We start from the raw sequence: 16,337 nt of genomic DNA, 5'->3' as shown, positions 1-16,337 counted from the left end.
TTAATACATCGCTAAAGAGAAATAAAACGCCCATTAAGTTAAAATCATTATTTTTGAAGTCTGAAAATGGTGAATATAAACCGAAAACTGTTTTATTTCTCTTTTTTTTGTTCCCAATTTTTTTTAAAACACATTATGAAGCTAAACAAGATTGTACCATATTTTAATATTAAGGTTTTTATTTATTTTCTTATTGCAGTTACGGCTGTTTACACACTCGTTTTTACTTATTATTACAATCTGAAGGACGACGGATATATTCTTGCCGACTGGCTTATTAATTATCAGGATGGTGGTTTCAAAAGAAGAGGGTTGTCGGGAAGTTTCTTTTTTCTGTTGCAGGATATTACGGATATCCGGCTGAATTATCTCGTGTATTTTTTTCAGTTTTTAATTATTTCAGGATTCTTTTGGTTGTATACGAAACTGATTCGTTATAAAGTCACAGATTTATTGTATTTATCACTTTTGTTGTCTTCCATTGGTTTTGTAGGGCTTTTAAATACAGTGACTTATGTGGGGAAAAAAGAATTTCTTGTTTTTCTTTTATTCACTTGGTTTGTTTATCTTTTGGATAATGATAAGCTTTCAAAAAACAAAGAATATATTTTCTGTATTGCACTTTGTGTGACGACTTTTTTGCATGAAGTGGTTTTATTTTACGTTCCTTATTTTGCCATCGCATTATATGTAAAAACAGAAAAATTTGAGTTTAAAAGATATATTAAATATTTCCTGTCAGTCGGGATTCCCACACTTTTGATTTTAAAATTCGGGAAAAACGTCAACGAAGGAATGTCGTTACAAATTCTTGCCGAAAGGGGAGTTCATCCAACCTACGGAATTTTCTATTGGAATATTAATGAGAGAGATTATATCAAACAACACATCAATGAATATCTTCTGTATTTTATAAGTCTTGTTATCAGTGTTTTTCATGTAGGATATTATTTAAAATATCTAAACAACAGAAAGGTGTTATCTATTTTATTAATGGGTGCATTTTTGTTCACTTTTCCACTGTTTTATCTGGCAATCGATTGGGGAAGATGGATGTATATTCATATGATGCTCATCATCGTGCTTTTTGCTTTATTATTGAAGAAAGACAAGTCTGCATACGTATTTGAGCCAATTGTTGTCAACAGAAAATTCTACATTATATTATTCATTATTATTTTCTCATTAATTTATCGCGTCGAGATGTCCGGAAAGGGCTTTACCTTCGAAGGAATTCTGTACAGAGTCTTCATTGCACCCCTCGAATTATTAAATAAAATGTAATTCCAAAACCTATCTAATAAAAAAACTTTACTTTTGCAAAAATTTTAGAATGTCGAAAAATTTAGTAATCGTCGAGTCACCGGCAAAAGCAAAAACTATTCAGAAGTATTTAGGTAAGGATTTCGATGTGAAATCCAGCTTCGGACACATCCGTGATTTGCCTAAAAAGGGAATGGGAATTGATCTTGCTACCTTCAGTCCGGATTACGAAGTTTCTGCCGACAAGAAGAAATTAGTAACAGAATTGAAAGCCGCAGTAAAGAAAGCCGAAATGGTTTGGCTGGCTTCCGATGAAGACCGCGAGGGAGAAGCTATTGCATGGCACTTGGCGGACGAGTTGAAATTAAAACCCGAAAACAGAAAAAGAATTGTTTTCCATGAGATAACTAAAAATGCTATTTTAAAAGCAATTGAAAACCCAAGAGATATAGACCAAAATCTGGTAAATGCTCAACAGGCAAGAAGATTGCTAGACAGAATTGTAGGTTTTGAAATGTCTCCTGTTCTTTGGAAAAAAGTAAAACCGGGATTGTCTGCAGGAAGAGTACAATCGGTTGCGGTAAGATTAATTGTTGAAAGAGAAAAAGAAATCCGTGATTTTAAACCGAAAGCGAGTTTCAAATTAGACGGAATTTTCTTAAATAAAACCGAGCAGGACATTGCTGCAAAGCTTAAAAAAGATTTCGAAAAAGAAGAAGACGCAGAGAAATTCTTAGAATTAGCAAAAACGACCGAGTTTAAAGTTCTAAATGTTGAAACAAGACCGGGAACACGTTCTGCATCTGCACCTTTTACAACTTCTACGCTGCAGCAGGAAGCTTCATCAAGATTAGGATATAATGTGACCAACACGATGCGTCTTGCACAAAGGCTGTACGAAGAAGGATACATTACGTATATGAGAACAGACTCCGTAAACCTTTCTCAGGAAGCCATTGAAGGGGCAAAAAAACAGATCACTTCAGAATACGGGTCAGAATATTCTTCACCAAGAAATTACACCACAAAATCGGCATCTGCACAGGAAGCTCACGAGGCGATCCGTCCGACAGATTTTGCGGTGAAAAGTATCGGTGATGCTCAATTGAACAGATTATATCAATTAATTTACAGAAGAACGCTGGCTTCTCAGATGGCAAATGCTAAAATTGAGAAAACGGTAATCGAAATAGGAAATGCAAAATTGCCTCAAAACTTTGAAGCACAAGGAGAAGTTATCATTTTTGATGGTTTCTTAAAAGCTTACGGAATCGTTAAAACCGAGGAAGAAGATGAAGAAAACAACGAAAAATTACTTCCGAAAGTAAGCGTTGGAGAAGTTTTAGGCTATAAAAGAATCACGGCAACAGAAAAATTCACAAGACCAAGCGCAAGATATACGGAGGCTGGGTTGGTTAGAAAACTGGAGGAATTGGGAATCGGTCGTCCATCGACTTATGCACCGACAATTCAGACGATTCAAAATCGTGAATATGTTGACAAAAGAGAAATCGATCCACAGACGAGAGAAGTGGTGAAGATGTCTTTAGTGAAAAATACAATTAAAAAAGAAGTCCTTGATGAGAAATTCGGAGGGGATAAAAATAAATTCCTTCCAACAGACACGGGTGAAGTGGTAAGTGATTTTCTTACGAATAATTTTACGGAAATCTTAGATTACGGTTTCACGGCAAGAGTAGAACAAAGTTTTGACGAAATCGCAAACGGTGGACAAAAATGGAAAGAAATGATGACGGATTTCTACTCAAAATTCCATCCGAGAATTGAAGATGTAGAAGAAAATGCAGAAAGAGCAACGGGAGACAGACTTCTGGGAGTTGATCCTAAAACCGGTAAAAATGTTCATGCAAGAATCGGAAGATTCGGTGCAATGATTCAGATTGGCGAAACGGAGGATGAAGAAAAACCAATCTTCGCTTCGTTAATGACAGGTCAAAATATCGCAACCATCACTTATGAAGAAGCGCTGGAATTGTTCAGACTTCCTTTCGATCTTGGTGAAGTTGATGAACAGCCGGTTTCTGTAGGGGTCGGAAGATTCGGACCTTATGTGAAGTGGGGCGAAACGTATATTAGCATTCCAAAAGGGGAAGATCCGCTTTCTGTAGATCAAAAACGTGCGGAGGAAATCATTAGTGAAAAGAAAATCGCAGACGCGCCGATTGCCACTTATAAAGGAGAAGGCGTAACAAAAGGAACAGGAAGATTCGGACCTTTCATCAAATACAAAAGTATTTTCGTGAATGTTCCTAAGAAATATGACTTCGACAATCTTTCTCAAAGTGATATTAATGAATTGATTGATGCTAAGCTTGAAAAAGAAGCCAACCGATACATTCAACAATGGGAAAAAGAAAAAATCTCCATTGAAAACGGAAGATGGGGACCATTCATTAAATTCGGAAAAACAATGTTCAAGATTCCGAAAAAAGCAGATGATACCAAATATGACGGAGAAGAATTGAAAGATATTTCTTTTGATGAGGTTAAAAAATGGATCACCGATCAAGATCCGAAAGCATTTGCTGAAAAGAAAAAACCTGCAGCTAAGAAACCTGCCGCAAAAAAGGCAACTACGACTGCTAAGAAACCGGCTGTTAAAAAACCGGCTGCTAAGAAATAATAGTTTTAGACTTAAATATAAACCCCTTTTGATGATTTCAAAAGGGGTTTTGTTTTAATTATAAGTTTGAAATTTAGAATCCGATAATTATTTCATTGTTACTGTTTTCCATTCCATTACCAATTCTCCATCTCCTAACATGTCTGATATTTCTAAGAACTTAAACTTGTTTTTTGCAATTTTCTTGTGCATTTTGTGAAAATCTTTAAATGCCTGATATTTGCCATTACTATAATAAAATTCAAACCTATCAACCAGTTTCCATTTGTTTTCTTTTAAAGTCCAAATATTAATAGTTTTAAAATTACTTGCACACGATGAATTATATTCTGCAATTTCATTTCCTCCATCTTCATCGATATCACCAATGCTAAATACACTTTCAATATGACAGCAATTTGATTCTGTTTGTATTCTTGGAATTTTGTTATCGGTAAGATAATAAGACTGTCCCTCTTCACACCATCCTAAAGCTGGTAAAATGAAAACGTAATCTTTTTTTCCGTCGCCATTCAAGTCTTCCAAATTTTTGAACTCTTTAGTAGGTGTTCTACCCGCATCAAGCGAATATTCAAAAAAATCTTCTTTTTCGAGTAAGTTGGGAGAGCATCCTTTCTTTGAATTCTCTAACTCGTATTTTGAAATGTCTAATTTAAATTTTCCCTCAAGAATAGAATCGTTTATGAATTGAATGTCATTAGAAAGTATTGATTTTTTAGATTTTGTAATTTTTAGCGTGTCGATTTGCTGTTTATTGGGAGACTCGTTATGAGATGTCGGTTTGGAAATTACTTCTTTTTTACAAGCCAACATGCAAAAGAATGCAATTAAAAAAATGCGGTTTCTCATTTAGGTTGTTTTTCTTTTGCTCCGATACTTAAAAGATATTCAACGATATCGTCATTTTCTCCATATTTAGCAGCATCTAATGGAGACATTCCATTATAACCAATTCCGTTGATGTCAACACCTTCTTCCAATAATAGTTTCACTTGATCAATATGACCATAAAAGCACATTTCAAGTAACTCCCATAATTTATCTTCGTTTTCCAATTTCAGTAATATTTTGTTGATTGTCAGAGTTTTTTTGGTTTAGATGCTTTTACATTTTTCATCCATTCAATAGCATCCTTCACAGGCTCTTCATCTTTTGAGAATGCCGTATTATGTCCTAATGCTGGAAATAATTTATATTCATAGCGTTTGCCTTTGGATTTTAATGTGTTGAGGTGTTCAATGGATAGATTCACAGGAACCTGAATATCTTTCCCACCATAAATCCAAAATCCCGGAATTGATAATTTGGAAAGAAACTTCCAGTGGATCTGTGTCAATGAACTCGTATTTATCGGGATCAGTCATTGTGTGTTTGCGTGCGTCTTCTTCTGTGTGGGTATCCCAGAAATTTGTATTTCCGTTGGTGTAAAACTGAAACCTAAGTTGTTCTTTTACGGTTATCAATGCTCCACTGAATATAGTCATGAATTTGACTTTCTTGTTTTTCTCTGCAGCCAACGGAATGATCCATCCGGCTTGGCTTCCACCCATTAATCCTATGGGTGTTTTATTGTTTGATAGATTTTTGGATAATACATTCACTGCAGCACTCGCATCCAGAGATAAAAGATTAAGATTTTGGGCGTCCACATTATTGGTTCCTACTTCAGGTCCTGCGTATAGACCGGCAGATTCTCCGACACCGCGTTTGTCATAAGTAAAAACAGCAATACCATTTTTGGCTAATAATGTTGCAAATTCTATCATTCTTTTTTCCTGCCCCGATCCATGAATAAGTACAACAGCCGCAGAAATATGATCAGGCTTAAAAATTGTTCCCGAAAGCGAATCTCCTTCACTTATAAATTTTATATTCTTAGTGGTAAAGCTTGGCGGAATTGCCGATACGTGAGTAATAGTTCCAAAAAGAAATAATAGCAGAAGAAAATTCTTGTAAAATTGTTTTGTAATTACAGTGTTTTTAAAAATAGTCAATTTATTTATATTTTTCATTTTAGATTATTTGTTCTCTATTCATGTAAAGTCTTACGATTATAGGATTGAAGACAATTTTTTTCCTATTTTAATCAATCAAATATAATCATAATTCAATCACCCCAAAGTACGGGACACTCTATTTAAACACTTGTACTAAATTAGCTTTCAAATAAATAAAATGAGCAAACCGTTCACGCGCAAAGATTTTTTAAAAATTTCAGGTTTAGGAATGATGGCTGTGGTTTTTGGATCATCATTTACCAGTTTATTATCTTCAGAAGAAAAGCCTTATTTTAATCTAAAACCAATCGGGCGACAATTTTCTTTGGAAGGCTACTTCATTTGGTGTACTTCTCCGATTTGGGGTGAAGACGGAAAGGTTCATCTTTTTTATTCCAGATGGAAAAAAGAAAAAGGAATGGGAGGTTGGCTCAACGGTTCTGAGATTTGTCGCGCAGAAGCAGATTCTCCTTTTCATAAATTTGAACATAAACAGGTTATTCTTACGCCGAGAGGTGAAGGTTTTTGGGATGCAACAACCTGTCACAATCCTTTGATTAAAAAAGTGGGAGATCAATATTTATTATTTTTCATGGGAAATTCTAATGGAAAGACAAATACCAAAAGGATAGGATTGGCGACTTCAAAAGATCTTGATGGTGAATGGACAAGACCTGATCAACCTCTTCTTCTTCCCGGAAAAGAAGGTTTCTTGGGACGACCATTGCACTACAAATCCCGCTTTTGTAAAAGGAAACGACGGTAAATATTGGCTGTTTTATAAATCTTGGAACACCCATGAGTACGAAACTCAGAAAGGACCCATTAGAGGAAATAGAAAATACGGCTTGGCAAAATCAGATTCTCCGACGGGACCTTATGAAAAAGTGTCTGAAAATCCGGTGATTGATTTTTCATCGTTACCAAATAATGCTCAATTAGAAGATGCTTTTGTCTGGAAACAAAACGGGAAATATCACATGGTAGCACGCGATATGGGATTTTATAACCACGAATATGGTTTGCATTTAACCACAAAAGACGGACTTCACTGGACGAAACCGGAAATCGCTTATTTGGAAATGAAACATTATATTCAGGAACCGACTCCTCCCAAAAATTTAAACCGATTCGGAAGACTGGAACGCCCAATGATTTTAATGGATAAGGATGGAAAAACGCCTAAATTTTTAGTCGGTGCAACACAAGGTGGAGAATTTGAAACTTCTACGACTTTTATTTTTGAGATTTTAAAATCCTGAAATTTAAAATGAAGAAAGTATCCTTGTCAAAGTTCAAAACTTTGACAAGGTTGATCAAATAATACAAAACCATTTACAATTTGTTAATGGTTTTTTTATTGACAAAAAGAGTGATAGGATTCTTACTTGAGAGGTTTTTTGTATGTTTGCGAAACATAGATTAATTATATAAATGAATTTTGAAGATTTTATCATATCCCCGAGAAATTTCAAAACTGAAAGCTGGCAAATCGGGAATCGGATTACAAAACATATAAAGGAAGACAGTATTGTTCTTCTGTTTGTTTCGGATTATAGAGGTGCAAATGGTGATGCAGAAGTACAGGATTTTACGAGTATCAGAAAAGAATTTTATAAATTATCACAACTGGATTTTGAAATTCCGATTGTGGATCTGGGAGATTTGGTTTCCGGGAAATCGGTACAGGATTCTCATTATATTTTGCAGGAGGTGTTGTCGGCTTGTCATTACAAGAGAGCGATTCCGGTGATTGTTGGCGGTTCTAATGATTTTGCATTCTCGCTTTTTTCGGCGTTAAATTTCCATACAAAAAGTATTAATTATACTCAGATAAGCAATATTATTTCTCTTAAACAAGGTGAAACCATCAACGAGCATACTTTTTTAAGTAAAATGTTTGGGACGAAGAATTTTGCCATTAAAAATTATCATCATTTAGGCTATCAGAAACATTTGAATGAAGCAGATTCTGTAAGATTAATTAAAGAAGTGGAGTTCGATATTATCCGTTTGGCAGAAATGATGAATTCTACCGAAAAAACAGAGCCTTTCTTCAGAAAAGCAGATTTGGTGACGGTAAATTGCGATGCGATTGAAAGTTTCAGCGAGCCTTTTTCGATGAATCCGCAGGTGAATGGATTAAACCGACGGGAAATCTGTGCTTATATGAAAGAAATCGGGTTAAGCGAAAACCTGAAATCTGTAGGGATTTTTAATTATAATATTTATTCTGAAAACCAGTTGAATCACCAGCTTCTCGCACAAATGATCTGGTATTTGATGGAAGGAATCAATATTCAGCAATCTCATCCCAAAGAAAGGCATTACGAAATATTTTACGTACTTGTTGATGACAGAGAATACGCTTTTAAGCGCGATATTTTCAGTAATCTTTGGTATTTTGGAGATGATGAAAATATAGAAAACTGTATTCCTTGTTCGAGGAAAGATTTCGATGAAGCCAAAAAAGGCTGGTTGAATGCACGACTGACGAAAATTTAATGTATGACAAACGTTCCCTCAAAAGTTTCCATCATTGTTCCTGTTTATAATGTCGAAAATTATCTGGCAAAATGCCTTGATTCTTTGATAAATCAGACCCATCAACATATTGAGATTCTGGTTGTAAATGATGGAAGTAAAGATAATTCTGAACAGATTATTCAGGGTTATGCAAAAAAATATCCTGAAAAAATTAAACCTTTTACGAAAGAAAATGGCGGTTTAAGTGATGCCCGAAATTTCGGAATCGACCGTGCAACCGGAGATTACATCGGTTTTGTAGACAGCGACGATTATGTAACGCCCACCATGTTTGCAGAAATGGTAAACCTTGCGGAAAAACATCAGTCGAAAATGGTGATCTGCAATATTCAGAAAGTAGATCAAAACGGAAATGTGACTCAAAAGCTGACGCAGATTCCCAACATGCCCGAAAAAATTGATCTTAAAAAAAACTTTTCTGTTTTTGCTGACTTAAGTTATTTTGCGTGCAATAAATTGTTTAAAAAAGAGCTTTTTGAAGGTAAAAGATTTAAAAAAGGGGTTCATTTTGAAGATATTCAACTCATTCCGCAGCTTTTGTTGGAATGTGAAATAATTGCGCAGACTCAAAATTTTCATTATCAGTATCTTGAGCGTACAGATTCTATCACAAAAACCCACACAGAAAAAGGTCTTGATATTTTGAAAGCTGTTGAAGATGTAGAAAATTATTTCAAAAACTCCAATTATTCTTATAAAAATAAAGAGCTTAAAAATTTCCAGATTTTTGAAGGCGTTTATTCTTTTCTGGCTTATTTGGCCTTTGTTAAAAATGAAACAACTTTTAATAAAATGTCTGAAAAACTGAAGCTTTTCATGAAGGAAAGAGGCATAAAAATGAAAGATATATTGGGTTATAGTCGTTTTGGTAAAAATTATCTGTTATCTTTGCCACTGAAAAAAAAGATATTTTATCTGTTGTTTTTTGCTGGGCAGAAAAAATTGATAAGAAAATTAGTTTAAACACAAATGTAAGTACTGTTGTTTCGGTATTGCAAAAATTTGGGATTGCGTTTTTAAGATAGAAAACCTTCCTTAATGAAACATGAGTACTTGAATAGAAAAAAATGAAGAATTTTGAATTGTTCTTAACTGAATCTGGTATTCCTATTTTTTACGTAAAAATAGGGTTGGGTTTCTTATTCTCGTTCCTAATCACGTTTTTCTCCGTTCCTACCATTATCAAGATTTCCAGAAGGAAAAACTTAATGGATGAACCGGGCGTGAGAAGTTCGCATCTGCGAAAAATCCCTAATCTTGGCGGTATTGCTATTTTTTATTCCATAGGAATTAGTGCTTCAGTCTTTGCTTATGAGCTTTTTGATCTGTATAAATTTTTATTTGCATCACTGGTTATTCTCCTTTACATCGGCGTAATGGATGATATTGTGGTGATGAGAGCTTATAAAAAGCTGGTGGCGCAGATCATGGTTTCCTCCTTAATTGTGGTGGGCTCAGACATTAGAATCCGAAGTCTTTTCGGGGTTTTCGGGATCTATGAGATGAGTTATCTTGTAAGCATCTTGTTTAGTATTACTACTTTTATTATCCTTATTAATGCATTTAATTTAATTGACGGAATTGACGGTCTTGCCGGCGGATATTCTGTGATTTGCAGTGCGCTTTTCGGGATAAGTTACTATAGATTAGGGGAATATAATTATCCGTTGGTGGTTTTATCGGTGATAATAATAGGAGCTGTTTTGGCATTTTTGTATTATAATTTATCAAATTACAGGACGAATAAGATCTTTATGGGAGATACGGGTTTCCATGCTTTTAGGTTTTTTATTGGCATTTACTTCTATTTGTTTTATTGATATTTTTATTGATAAAAAGCTTCCTGATGTTCCTAGATATCACCTGCAGTCTGCTCCGGTAGTGGCAGTTGCAATTTTGATTTTACCGATTGTGGATACCTTAAATGTAATTATCATAAGGCTTATCAACAAAAGATCTCCTTTCGACGCAGACAAAAATCATATACATCACAAGCTTTTAAAACTAAATCTTACCCATAGAAGATCTAGCTTTTATATCATTATGTATTATCTTTTTGTGGTTACTATAGCTTATTATTTCAGACATATAGATGTGAATTTATTATTGCTAATTATTTTATTCTTAGGTTTTTTTGGAGCTTATATTCCTGATATTATCTATGTTTTGAAAAATAATAAAAAGACTATCAATTAAATCTTTATTTTTGCAAACAACTTGAAAAATATGATGAAGAATTTTAAATATTTATTACTTTTAATTTTCCCTTTTCTGATTACCACATCTTGTGTTACAACAAAAGATGTGCGATACATGCAGCCAAATGAGAGCCTTGTAATTAACGAAGAAGGTTTGGTGCCCTATAATATTCCCATTTATAGGATTACCAAGAACGACATCTTAAACCTGAATATTGTTACAACTCCCAAAGGAGATGCAGCACAGTTTTATTCTTCTTTAAATACATCGGGATCTACTACAGCGCCGAGTACAAATGCTGTTGCCAACGGAGGGACAGGTTCGATTTCAGGAACAGGAGGAAGTAATTCCGGAGGAAACGTTGTTTTTTACTTTAGTGGTTTAAAGGTAGATTCAAAAGGAGATTTAAACATTTTCGGAATCGGATACGTAAAAGCGGAAGGAAGAACGATAGAAGAAGTAAGCGAAGAAATTCAGCAAAAAGTAAATGAAAATTTCCAGGAAGGAAAATCCGAAGTACGATTAAATACAAACGGAATCACTTTCTATATTCTTGGAGATGTAGAAACAACAGGCATCACAGGTGAAAAAGTAGTTCATAAGAACACGCTTACCATTACGGAAGCATTATCTATTAGTGGAGGTTTAAACAGAACCGTAGACAGAAAAAATATTGTTATTCACAGAAAACTTCCGGAAGGGATCAAAATTGCAAGAATAGATCTTACCCGTGAAGATGTGATGAATTCCCCATACTATTACGTACAAAACGGAGATGAAATCTACCTGAACACAAGAGCAAAGAGCCTGAACGGATTCGGAAAAGATCCTGTTCAGACTTTAACGACGGGTGTGTCTGTAATTACTACAGCATTATCAATTTATCTACTTCTAAAAAACCTTTAATATCATGATTCCAGAAAAAGATGCTACGGTAGAGAAGGTTGATTCTCAAAAAGAAAAACAAGGTTCTTTCACTCTGTTTGATGTTGAACACTTTTTAAGAAGAATTTTAAGAAATTGGTATTGGTTTGTTTTGATGTTGCTGATTGGCTATGGTATTTCTTGGGTTTACAGTAAATATTATGCACAAAATATCTATGAATCTAATTTATCTTTAAGTATATCTAATAATACATCGAGTTATTTTACCCCAACCCAGTCGATTAATTTCATTTGGGGACAGGGAGGAAATCAGGATGGAGTGTATTTAAAGAAAATGCTTTTATCGAGAACTCATAACGAATTTTTGGTAAAAGAATTAGATCTTTTTGTAAATTATTCTACAAAAGGAACCATAAAATCTACTTATTTAGATAAAGATGATTCTCCTGTTTTCTTACAAATTGATAAAAAAACCCCTCAACAGGTCGACTATCCGATTACTTTAATCCCTAAAAGTGGGAATACTTTTGAAGTCGTTTTACCTGAAGAAGGGCAGTCAACAAATTTATACAGCTATTGGACGGAAGGATTTTCTACGATTAACCCTTTTGAAAGACCGGCAAATAAAATTATAAAATTAGGAGAATGGTACACTTCCCCGAATTTAAAATTCAGATTAATTTCAAACCCTGTTGCTACAAAGATTAAATTAGATAATATTATTGTTAATCTTACTACTGTAAATCAGTCGGTTAATGATATTGTTTCAACGGTAGGGGTGGAATTTGATAAAGAGATCAACACCATTATGATTATTTCTAAAAAAGGATATAATCTTAATAATACGGTAAATTTCCTTAACAGATCTGTTAATCAGCTTCAGAAGAAAAGACTTGCGGATAAAATAACAGTAGATAAGAATACAGATATTTATTTACAAGGAAATCTTGAAAAAATCAGAAAAAAATTAGATTCAAGCGCAGATGTCTTGAATTTTATGAAAACGAATGAAAAGCTTTATGATATTAAAGACAGAGATGAAAAATCTTTATCTAAAATTAAAGAGCTTGAAGCCAAAAAAGCAGATCTTGAAAGTAAAGTAACTTCATTAAATCAAATAAAACAAAGCCTTGAAGCACAGAATTTTGAAAAAATGATCAGTACCTCTGCTGCTGGTTTTCAAGACGGTTTATTTACGGCATCTGTTTCAGAATTGAAAGCACTCTATCTGAAAAGAAGAGAAATGGCTTTGATTTATAAGCCGAATTCTGAGCCCATGAAAGAGATCAACAGATTGATTGATGAAGCCAAAACAAGTTCAAATGGAGCATTAAGAAATTACTATACAGGATATTATTCTGAAATCAATAAAATAAATCAGCAAGTAAACAATGCCAATGCAGATTTAGCTACTTATCCTGAAAAGGAAAGAAAATATTTGGATGCCGAAAGAGGATATAACATGATTGAGGCGACTTATAACAGCTTATTGGGAAGACAGAACGAAACGCAGATGAGAATGGCTGCTAATCAGTCTGATATCAGTGTGATTGACCCTGCAAAAAATGTGGGACAGCCGCCAATCGGTCCGAATATAAAAGCCACAAAAGCAGGTATCATAGGTGGTCTGCTGATTTTACCTTTGCTATTTATCTTAGTAGGAGAATTGCTAGACAGTAAAATCAGAAGTATTAAAGAATTGCTTGGAGCCACTAAAATACCATTACTTGGGGTAATTGGGAACAATAGCCATGATAATATGCTTACTGTTCTTAATCAGCCTAAATCTTCGGTTTCAGAAGCGTTTAGAGGAGCGAGAGCCAATGTGAGATTCTTATTCGGCGAAAATGAAGGCAGTAAAGTAATTTTGATAACTTCTTCTATTGGAGGCGAAGGAAAAACGTATGTTTCCATCAACCTAGCTTCAGTTCTTGGTTTAAGTGATAAAAAGACGATTCTTTTGGGAATGGATTTAAGAAAGCCTAAAATTTTCGGAGATTTTAATATTGATAATAAGTATGGAATTTCGAACTATCTTACTGGTGAAGTAGAAATAGGCCAGATTATCAATAAAACGAAAATTCCGAATCTTGATGTGGCAACATCGGGACCTATTCCGCCGAATCCTTCAGAACTTTTGATGGGCGATAAAAATATTCAGTTCATCGAAGACCTTAAAAAACTGTACGATTTTATCATTATTGATTCTCCACCGGTAGGTCTGGTTGCAGATTCTTATGAATTAATGAAGCATTCTGATGCCAATATTTACGTTGTTCGTCATGAATACACAGAAAAATATATGCTGAAAATGATCACCGAGAAATATCATAACGGAGAAATTGATCATTTAGGACTTGTTTACAATGACTATAATACGAAGCAGGGATACGGTTATGGCTACGGTTACGGCTATGGTTACGGCTACGGTTACGGCTATTTTGATGAAGATAAAAATTATAAAGAACCATTGTTGATAAGAATTCGGAATAAAGTGCAGTCTATATTCAATAAAAAATAATACATTTAGGCCCTCATTTAATGGGGGTTTATTATAGGAGTGATAATTTTGATTCTATTAAAAAAAGAATAATTTAACGAGTTTATCGTTTACTTTATAACAAATTATGTTTTTTTGTTTATTTTTAACTAAACATTAAGATTATCATTAATATAAAAATGTTTTATATTTGCAAAAATTAAATTTTAAAATAACCATAAATCCATATTCTTTTATGAATAGAAAATTATTGTTTAGCTTCCTTGCCGCTTTAGGAACGGTGGTAAGTGTTAAAGCTCAAAGAAACGAACTGGGAGTTCGTCTAGGTATGAGTAACCTAGTTGGGGATATAGGGAGAACGAATTATATTTTACAGAAGCCATTGGATTTAAGTAAAGCGTCGGACTGGGGAGTTCCGTTTTATGGAGGTATTTTATATAGGTTTAATTTTAATCCTCATCAGACAGTAAGGTTAGATCTAGGATACAACCAGATTCAGTTTAGCGACAAAGTTGCTAAAGAAGAATACAGGCAAAACAGAAATGCTTTCGGAAAAAACGATGTGTATGAAGCAAGTTTAGTTTTCGAATATAATTTCTTTCCTGTGAATAATGAGCAGAAAGGCATGGTGAGCCCATATATTTTTGGTGGGGTAGGAGCTTTAATGTTCGATGCTCCGAAAGCGACTATAGTGAACGACTTTAGAAGAGATGCAGATGGTGTTGCGCAGGCTCCCATTAATGAACTCGACTTTACAAGTACAGCAGTTTATAGTACAGGGAAAAAGACAACCATGCATATTCCTTTTGGAGTAGGTTTGAAATATAAATTTAATTATAGCTGGGCGATCTTCGCAGAAGCTACATTCAGATATACTCTTACAGATCAGCTGGATCACAGCAAGATCTTGAGTAAAGATGTAGTATCTACCTATAATGCAGATATTTTAAGTCCTATTACAGGAGGTTCGCTTCTTCAGTCAGATGCTTATTATGTAGTATCTAAAGAAAGAGAAGCAGCTCTTGCAGGACAAAGAAATGTTGGAGATCTTAAGTCTAAAGATTGGATGAACACCGTGAGTTTAGGCTTAACGTATTCATTCGGAAGACCTCCATGCTATTGTGATTAATATATGTCGTTGATAAAAGATAAAATAGATCCTGAGAATTTACCAAAACATGTTGCAATCATCATGGATGGTAATGGGAGGTGGGCAAAATCTCGTGGCGAGCAAAGAACTTTTGGTCACAAGAATGCCATTGATGCGGTAAGGAATGCCATTAATGCTTGTAATGAAATAAATATTCCATACTTAACGCTTTATACCTTTTCTTCGGAAAACTGGAGCCGTCCTGCAGAAGAAGTAAATACTTTAATGAATTTACTTGTAGAAACTTTATTGCTCGAGGCTGAAGAAATTTTCAGTAAAGGGTTAAGAATGCATGTGATTGGGAATCTTGAAATATTGCCGTCGCTTGTAAGAGACCAGCTCCTTAGAGTGATGGAACTCACAAAAGAAAACACAAAAGGTAATTTGGTATTAGCAATAAGCTATGGTTCGCAAAGCGAAATACTGAATGCCGTAAAAAGTATTAGCGAGGATGTAAAGGAAGGTAAGGTAGAAGTTGAGAATATTAATGAAAAACTATTCGAAAACTATCTCTATACTAAAGATTTTCCACCCGTTGATTTATTAATCAGAACAAGTGGTGAAATAAGAATAAGTAATTTCCTCCTTTGGCAGATCGCCTATGCGGAACTGCAGTTTTTAAATGTTCTATGGCCGGATTTTACAAAAGATATTTTCTTTCAGTGTATTGTTGATTATCAAAACAAAGAAAGAAGATTCGGGATGACCGGAGAACAAATAAAGATCCAGTAAATTTTAAGAAAAGAAAGACTACGATAAAATGAAGTTTAGACTATTACCCATCATTATGTTTGTTGCTTCTGCACATTTTTATGGACAGATAACTCCACAAGACAGCACACAGGTGAGCAAATCTGTACACGCAGAAAACCAAGCAGGAACATACACACTGAAAGACATCGTTGTAGATGGGGTTAAAAAATATACGCCGGCTCAGATTCTGAGATTTACAGGGTTATCCAAAGGAGAAACTGTAGATATTCCGGGGCAGAAAATCAGTAACGCTGTAAAAAAACTTTGGGACACTCAATCCTTTTCTGAGGTGGAAGTATATGTTCAGAGTATTGAAGGCGAGACGATTATCTTAAAATTTTACTTACAGGACCTGAAAGACCTTGGTGAAGTGAAGTTCACAGGTAAAGGGATTGGTAA

At 34.5% G+C, this 16,337-nt stretch carries 15 protein-coding genes and 1 pseudogene; 13 read left to right on the top strand and 3 right to left on the bottom strand.

What is annotated here, in order from left to right:
• The first annotated feature begins 135 nt into the window (after positions 1-135).
• The gene (locus J3D55_RS00075) at positions 136-1,284 is read left to right on the top strand and encodes a hypothetical protein (RefSeq protein WP_259127101.1); all 1,149 of its coding nucleotides are present in this window, start codon (positions 136-138) and stop codon (positions 1,282-1,284) included.
• A gap of 49 nt (positions 1,285-1,333) precedes the next feature.
• A complete protein-coding gene (gene topA, locus J3D55_RS00070; RefSeq protein ID WP_259127100.1) occupies positions 1,334-3,907 on the top strand; it encodes a type I DNA topoisomerase in 2,574 nt (857 codons plus the stop codon).
• 87 nt (positions 3,908-3,994) lie between these two features.
• On the opposite strand, the gene J3D55_RS00065 is transcribed toward topA, so the two are convergent.
• The 3 genes from J3D55_RS00065 to J3D55_RS00055 all read right to left on the bottom strand — a co-directional run bounded on the left by J3D55_RS00065 (position 3,995) and on the right by J3D55_RS00055 (position 5,919).
• Entirely contained in the window at positions 3,995-4,756 is a 762-nt protein-coding gene (locus tag J3D55_RS00065) for a hypothetical protein (RefSeq protein ID WP_259127099.1), read from the bottom strand.
• Positions 4,753-4,926, bottom strand: coding sequence for an ankyrin repeat domain-containing protein (locus J3D55_RS00060; protein ID WP_259134982.1), 174 nt, complete (start codon positions 4,924-4,926; stop codon positions 4,753-4,755). Before J3D55_RS00060 ends, J3D55_RS00065 begins: the two co-directional genes overlap by 4 nt.
• 216 nt (positions 4,927-5,142) lie before the next feature.
• Entirely contained in the window at positions 5,143-5,919 is a 777-nt protein-coding gene (locus tag J3D55_RS00055) for an alpha/beta hydrolase family protein (RefSeq protein ID WP_259127098.1), read from the bottom strand.
• A gap of 163 nt (positions 5,920-6,082) precedes the next feature.
• On the opposite strand from J3D55_RS00055, the gene J3D55_RS00050 reads away from it, so the two are divergent.
• From J3D55_RS00050 to J3D55_RS00005, 11 genes and pseudogenes are all read left to right on the top strand, one after another.
• Entirely contained in the window at positions 6,083-6,670 is a 588-nt protein-coding gene (locus J3D55_RS00050; RefSeq protein WP_259127096.1) for a glycoside hydrolase family protein, read from the top strand.
• Positions 6,561-7,166, top strand: coding sequence for a glycoside hydrolase family protein (locus tag J3D55_RS00045; protein ID WP_259127094.1), 606 nt, complete (start codon positions 6,561-6,563; stop codon positions 7,164-7,166). The genes J3D55_RS00050 and J3D55_RS00045 overlap by 110 nt, the downstream gene beginning before the upstream one ends.
• A gap of 172 nt (positions 7,167-7,338) precedes the next feature.
• Positions 7,339-8,409 (top strand): formimidoylglutamase, encoded by a 1,071-nt coding sequence (locus J3D55_RS00040; RefSeq protein ID WP_259127093.1) that lies wholly within the window; start codon positions 7,339-7,341, stop codon positions 8,407-8,409.
• Positions 8,410-8,412: 3 nt separating this feature from the next.
• The gene (locus J3D55_RS00035; RefSeq protein ID WP_259127092.1) at positions 8,413-9,414 is read left to right on the top strand and encodes a glycosyltransferase family 2 protein; all 1,002 of its coding nucleotides are present in this window, start codon (positions 8,413-8,415) and stop codon (positions 9,412-9,414) included.
• 104 nt (positions 9,415-9,518) lie between these two features.
• Entirely contained in the window at positions 9,519-10,271 is a 753-nt protein-coding gene (locus tag J3D55_RS00030) for a glycosyltransferase family 4 protein (RefSeq protein ID WP_310466682.1), read from the top strand.
• Entirely contained in the window at positions 10,225-10,647 is a 423-nt protein-coding gene (locus J3D55_RS22250; protein WP_310466681.1) for an MraY family glycosyltransferase, read from the top strand. The genes J3D55_RS00030 and J3D55_RS22250 overlap by 47 nt, the downstream gene beginning before the upstream one ends.
• A gap of 33 nt (positions 10,648-10,680) precedes the next feature.
• Complete coding sequence (locus J3D55_RS00025) at positions 10,681-11,556, top strand: polysaccharide biosynthesis/export family protein (RefSeq protein ID WP_374759515.1); 876 nt, start codon at positions 10,681-10,683, stop codon at positions 11,554-11,556.
• A 4-nt stretch (positions 11,557-11,560) separates the two neighbouring features.
• The gene (locus J3D55_RS00020) at positions 11,561-14,056 is read left to right on the top strand and encodes an exopolysaccharide transport family protein (RefSeq protein WP_259127089.1); all 2,496 of its coding nucleotides are present in this window, start codon (positions 11,561-11,563) and stop codon (positions 14,054-14,056) included.
• Between the two features lie 214 nt (positions 14,057-14,270).
• Positions 14,271-15,164 carry a type IX secretion system protein PorG gene (porG, locus tag J3D55_RS00015; protein ID WP_259127088.1) on the top strand — a complete coding sequence of 298 codons (894 nt, stop codon included), beginning with the start codon at positions 14,271-14,273 and terminating at the stop codon, positions 15,162-15,164.
• A 3-nt stretch (positions 15,165-15,167) separates the two neighbouring features.
• A complete protein-coding gene (gene uppS / locus J3D55_RS00010; RefSeq protein WP_259127087.1) occupies positions 15,168-15,917 on the top strand; it encodes an undecaprenyl pyrophosphate synthase in 750 nt (249 codons plus the stop codon).
• Between the two features lie 28 nt (positions 15,918-15,945).
• Positions 15,946-16,337: pseudogene (locus J3D55_RS00005) on the top strand (outer membrane protein assembly factor BamA); the annotation flags it as partial.

Origin of the sequence: Chryseobacterium ginsenosidimutans, from assembly GCF_024807225.1 — a bacterium.
GTDB lineage: Bacteria > Bacteroidota > Bacteroidia > Flavobacteriales > Weeksellaceae > Chryseobacterium > Chryseobacterium ginsenosidimutans.
The sequence above is the reverse complement of the archived record's forward strand: the minus strand, read 5'-3'. Positions and strand labels throughout refer to the sequence as shown.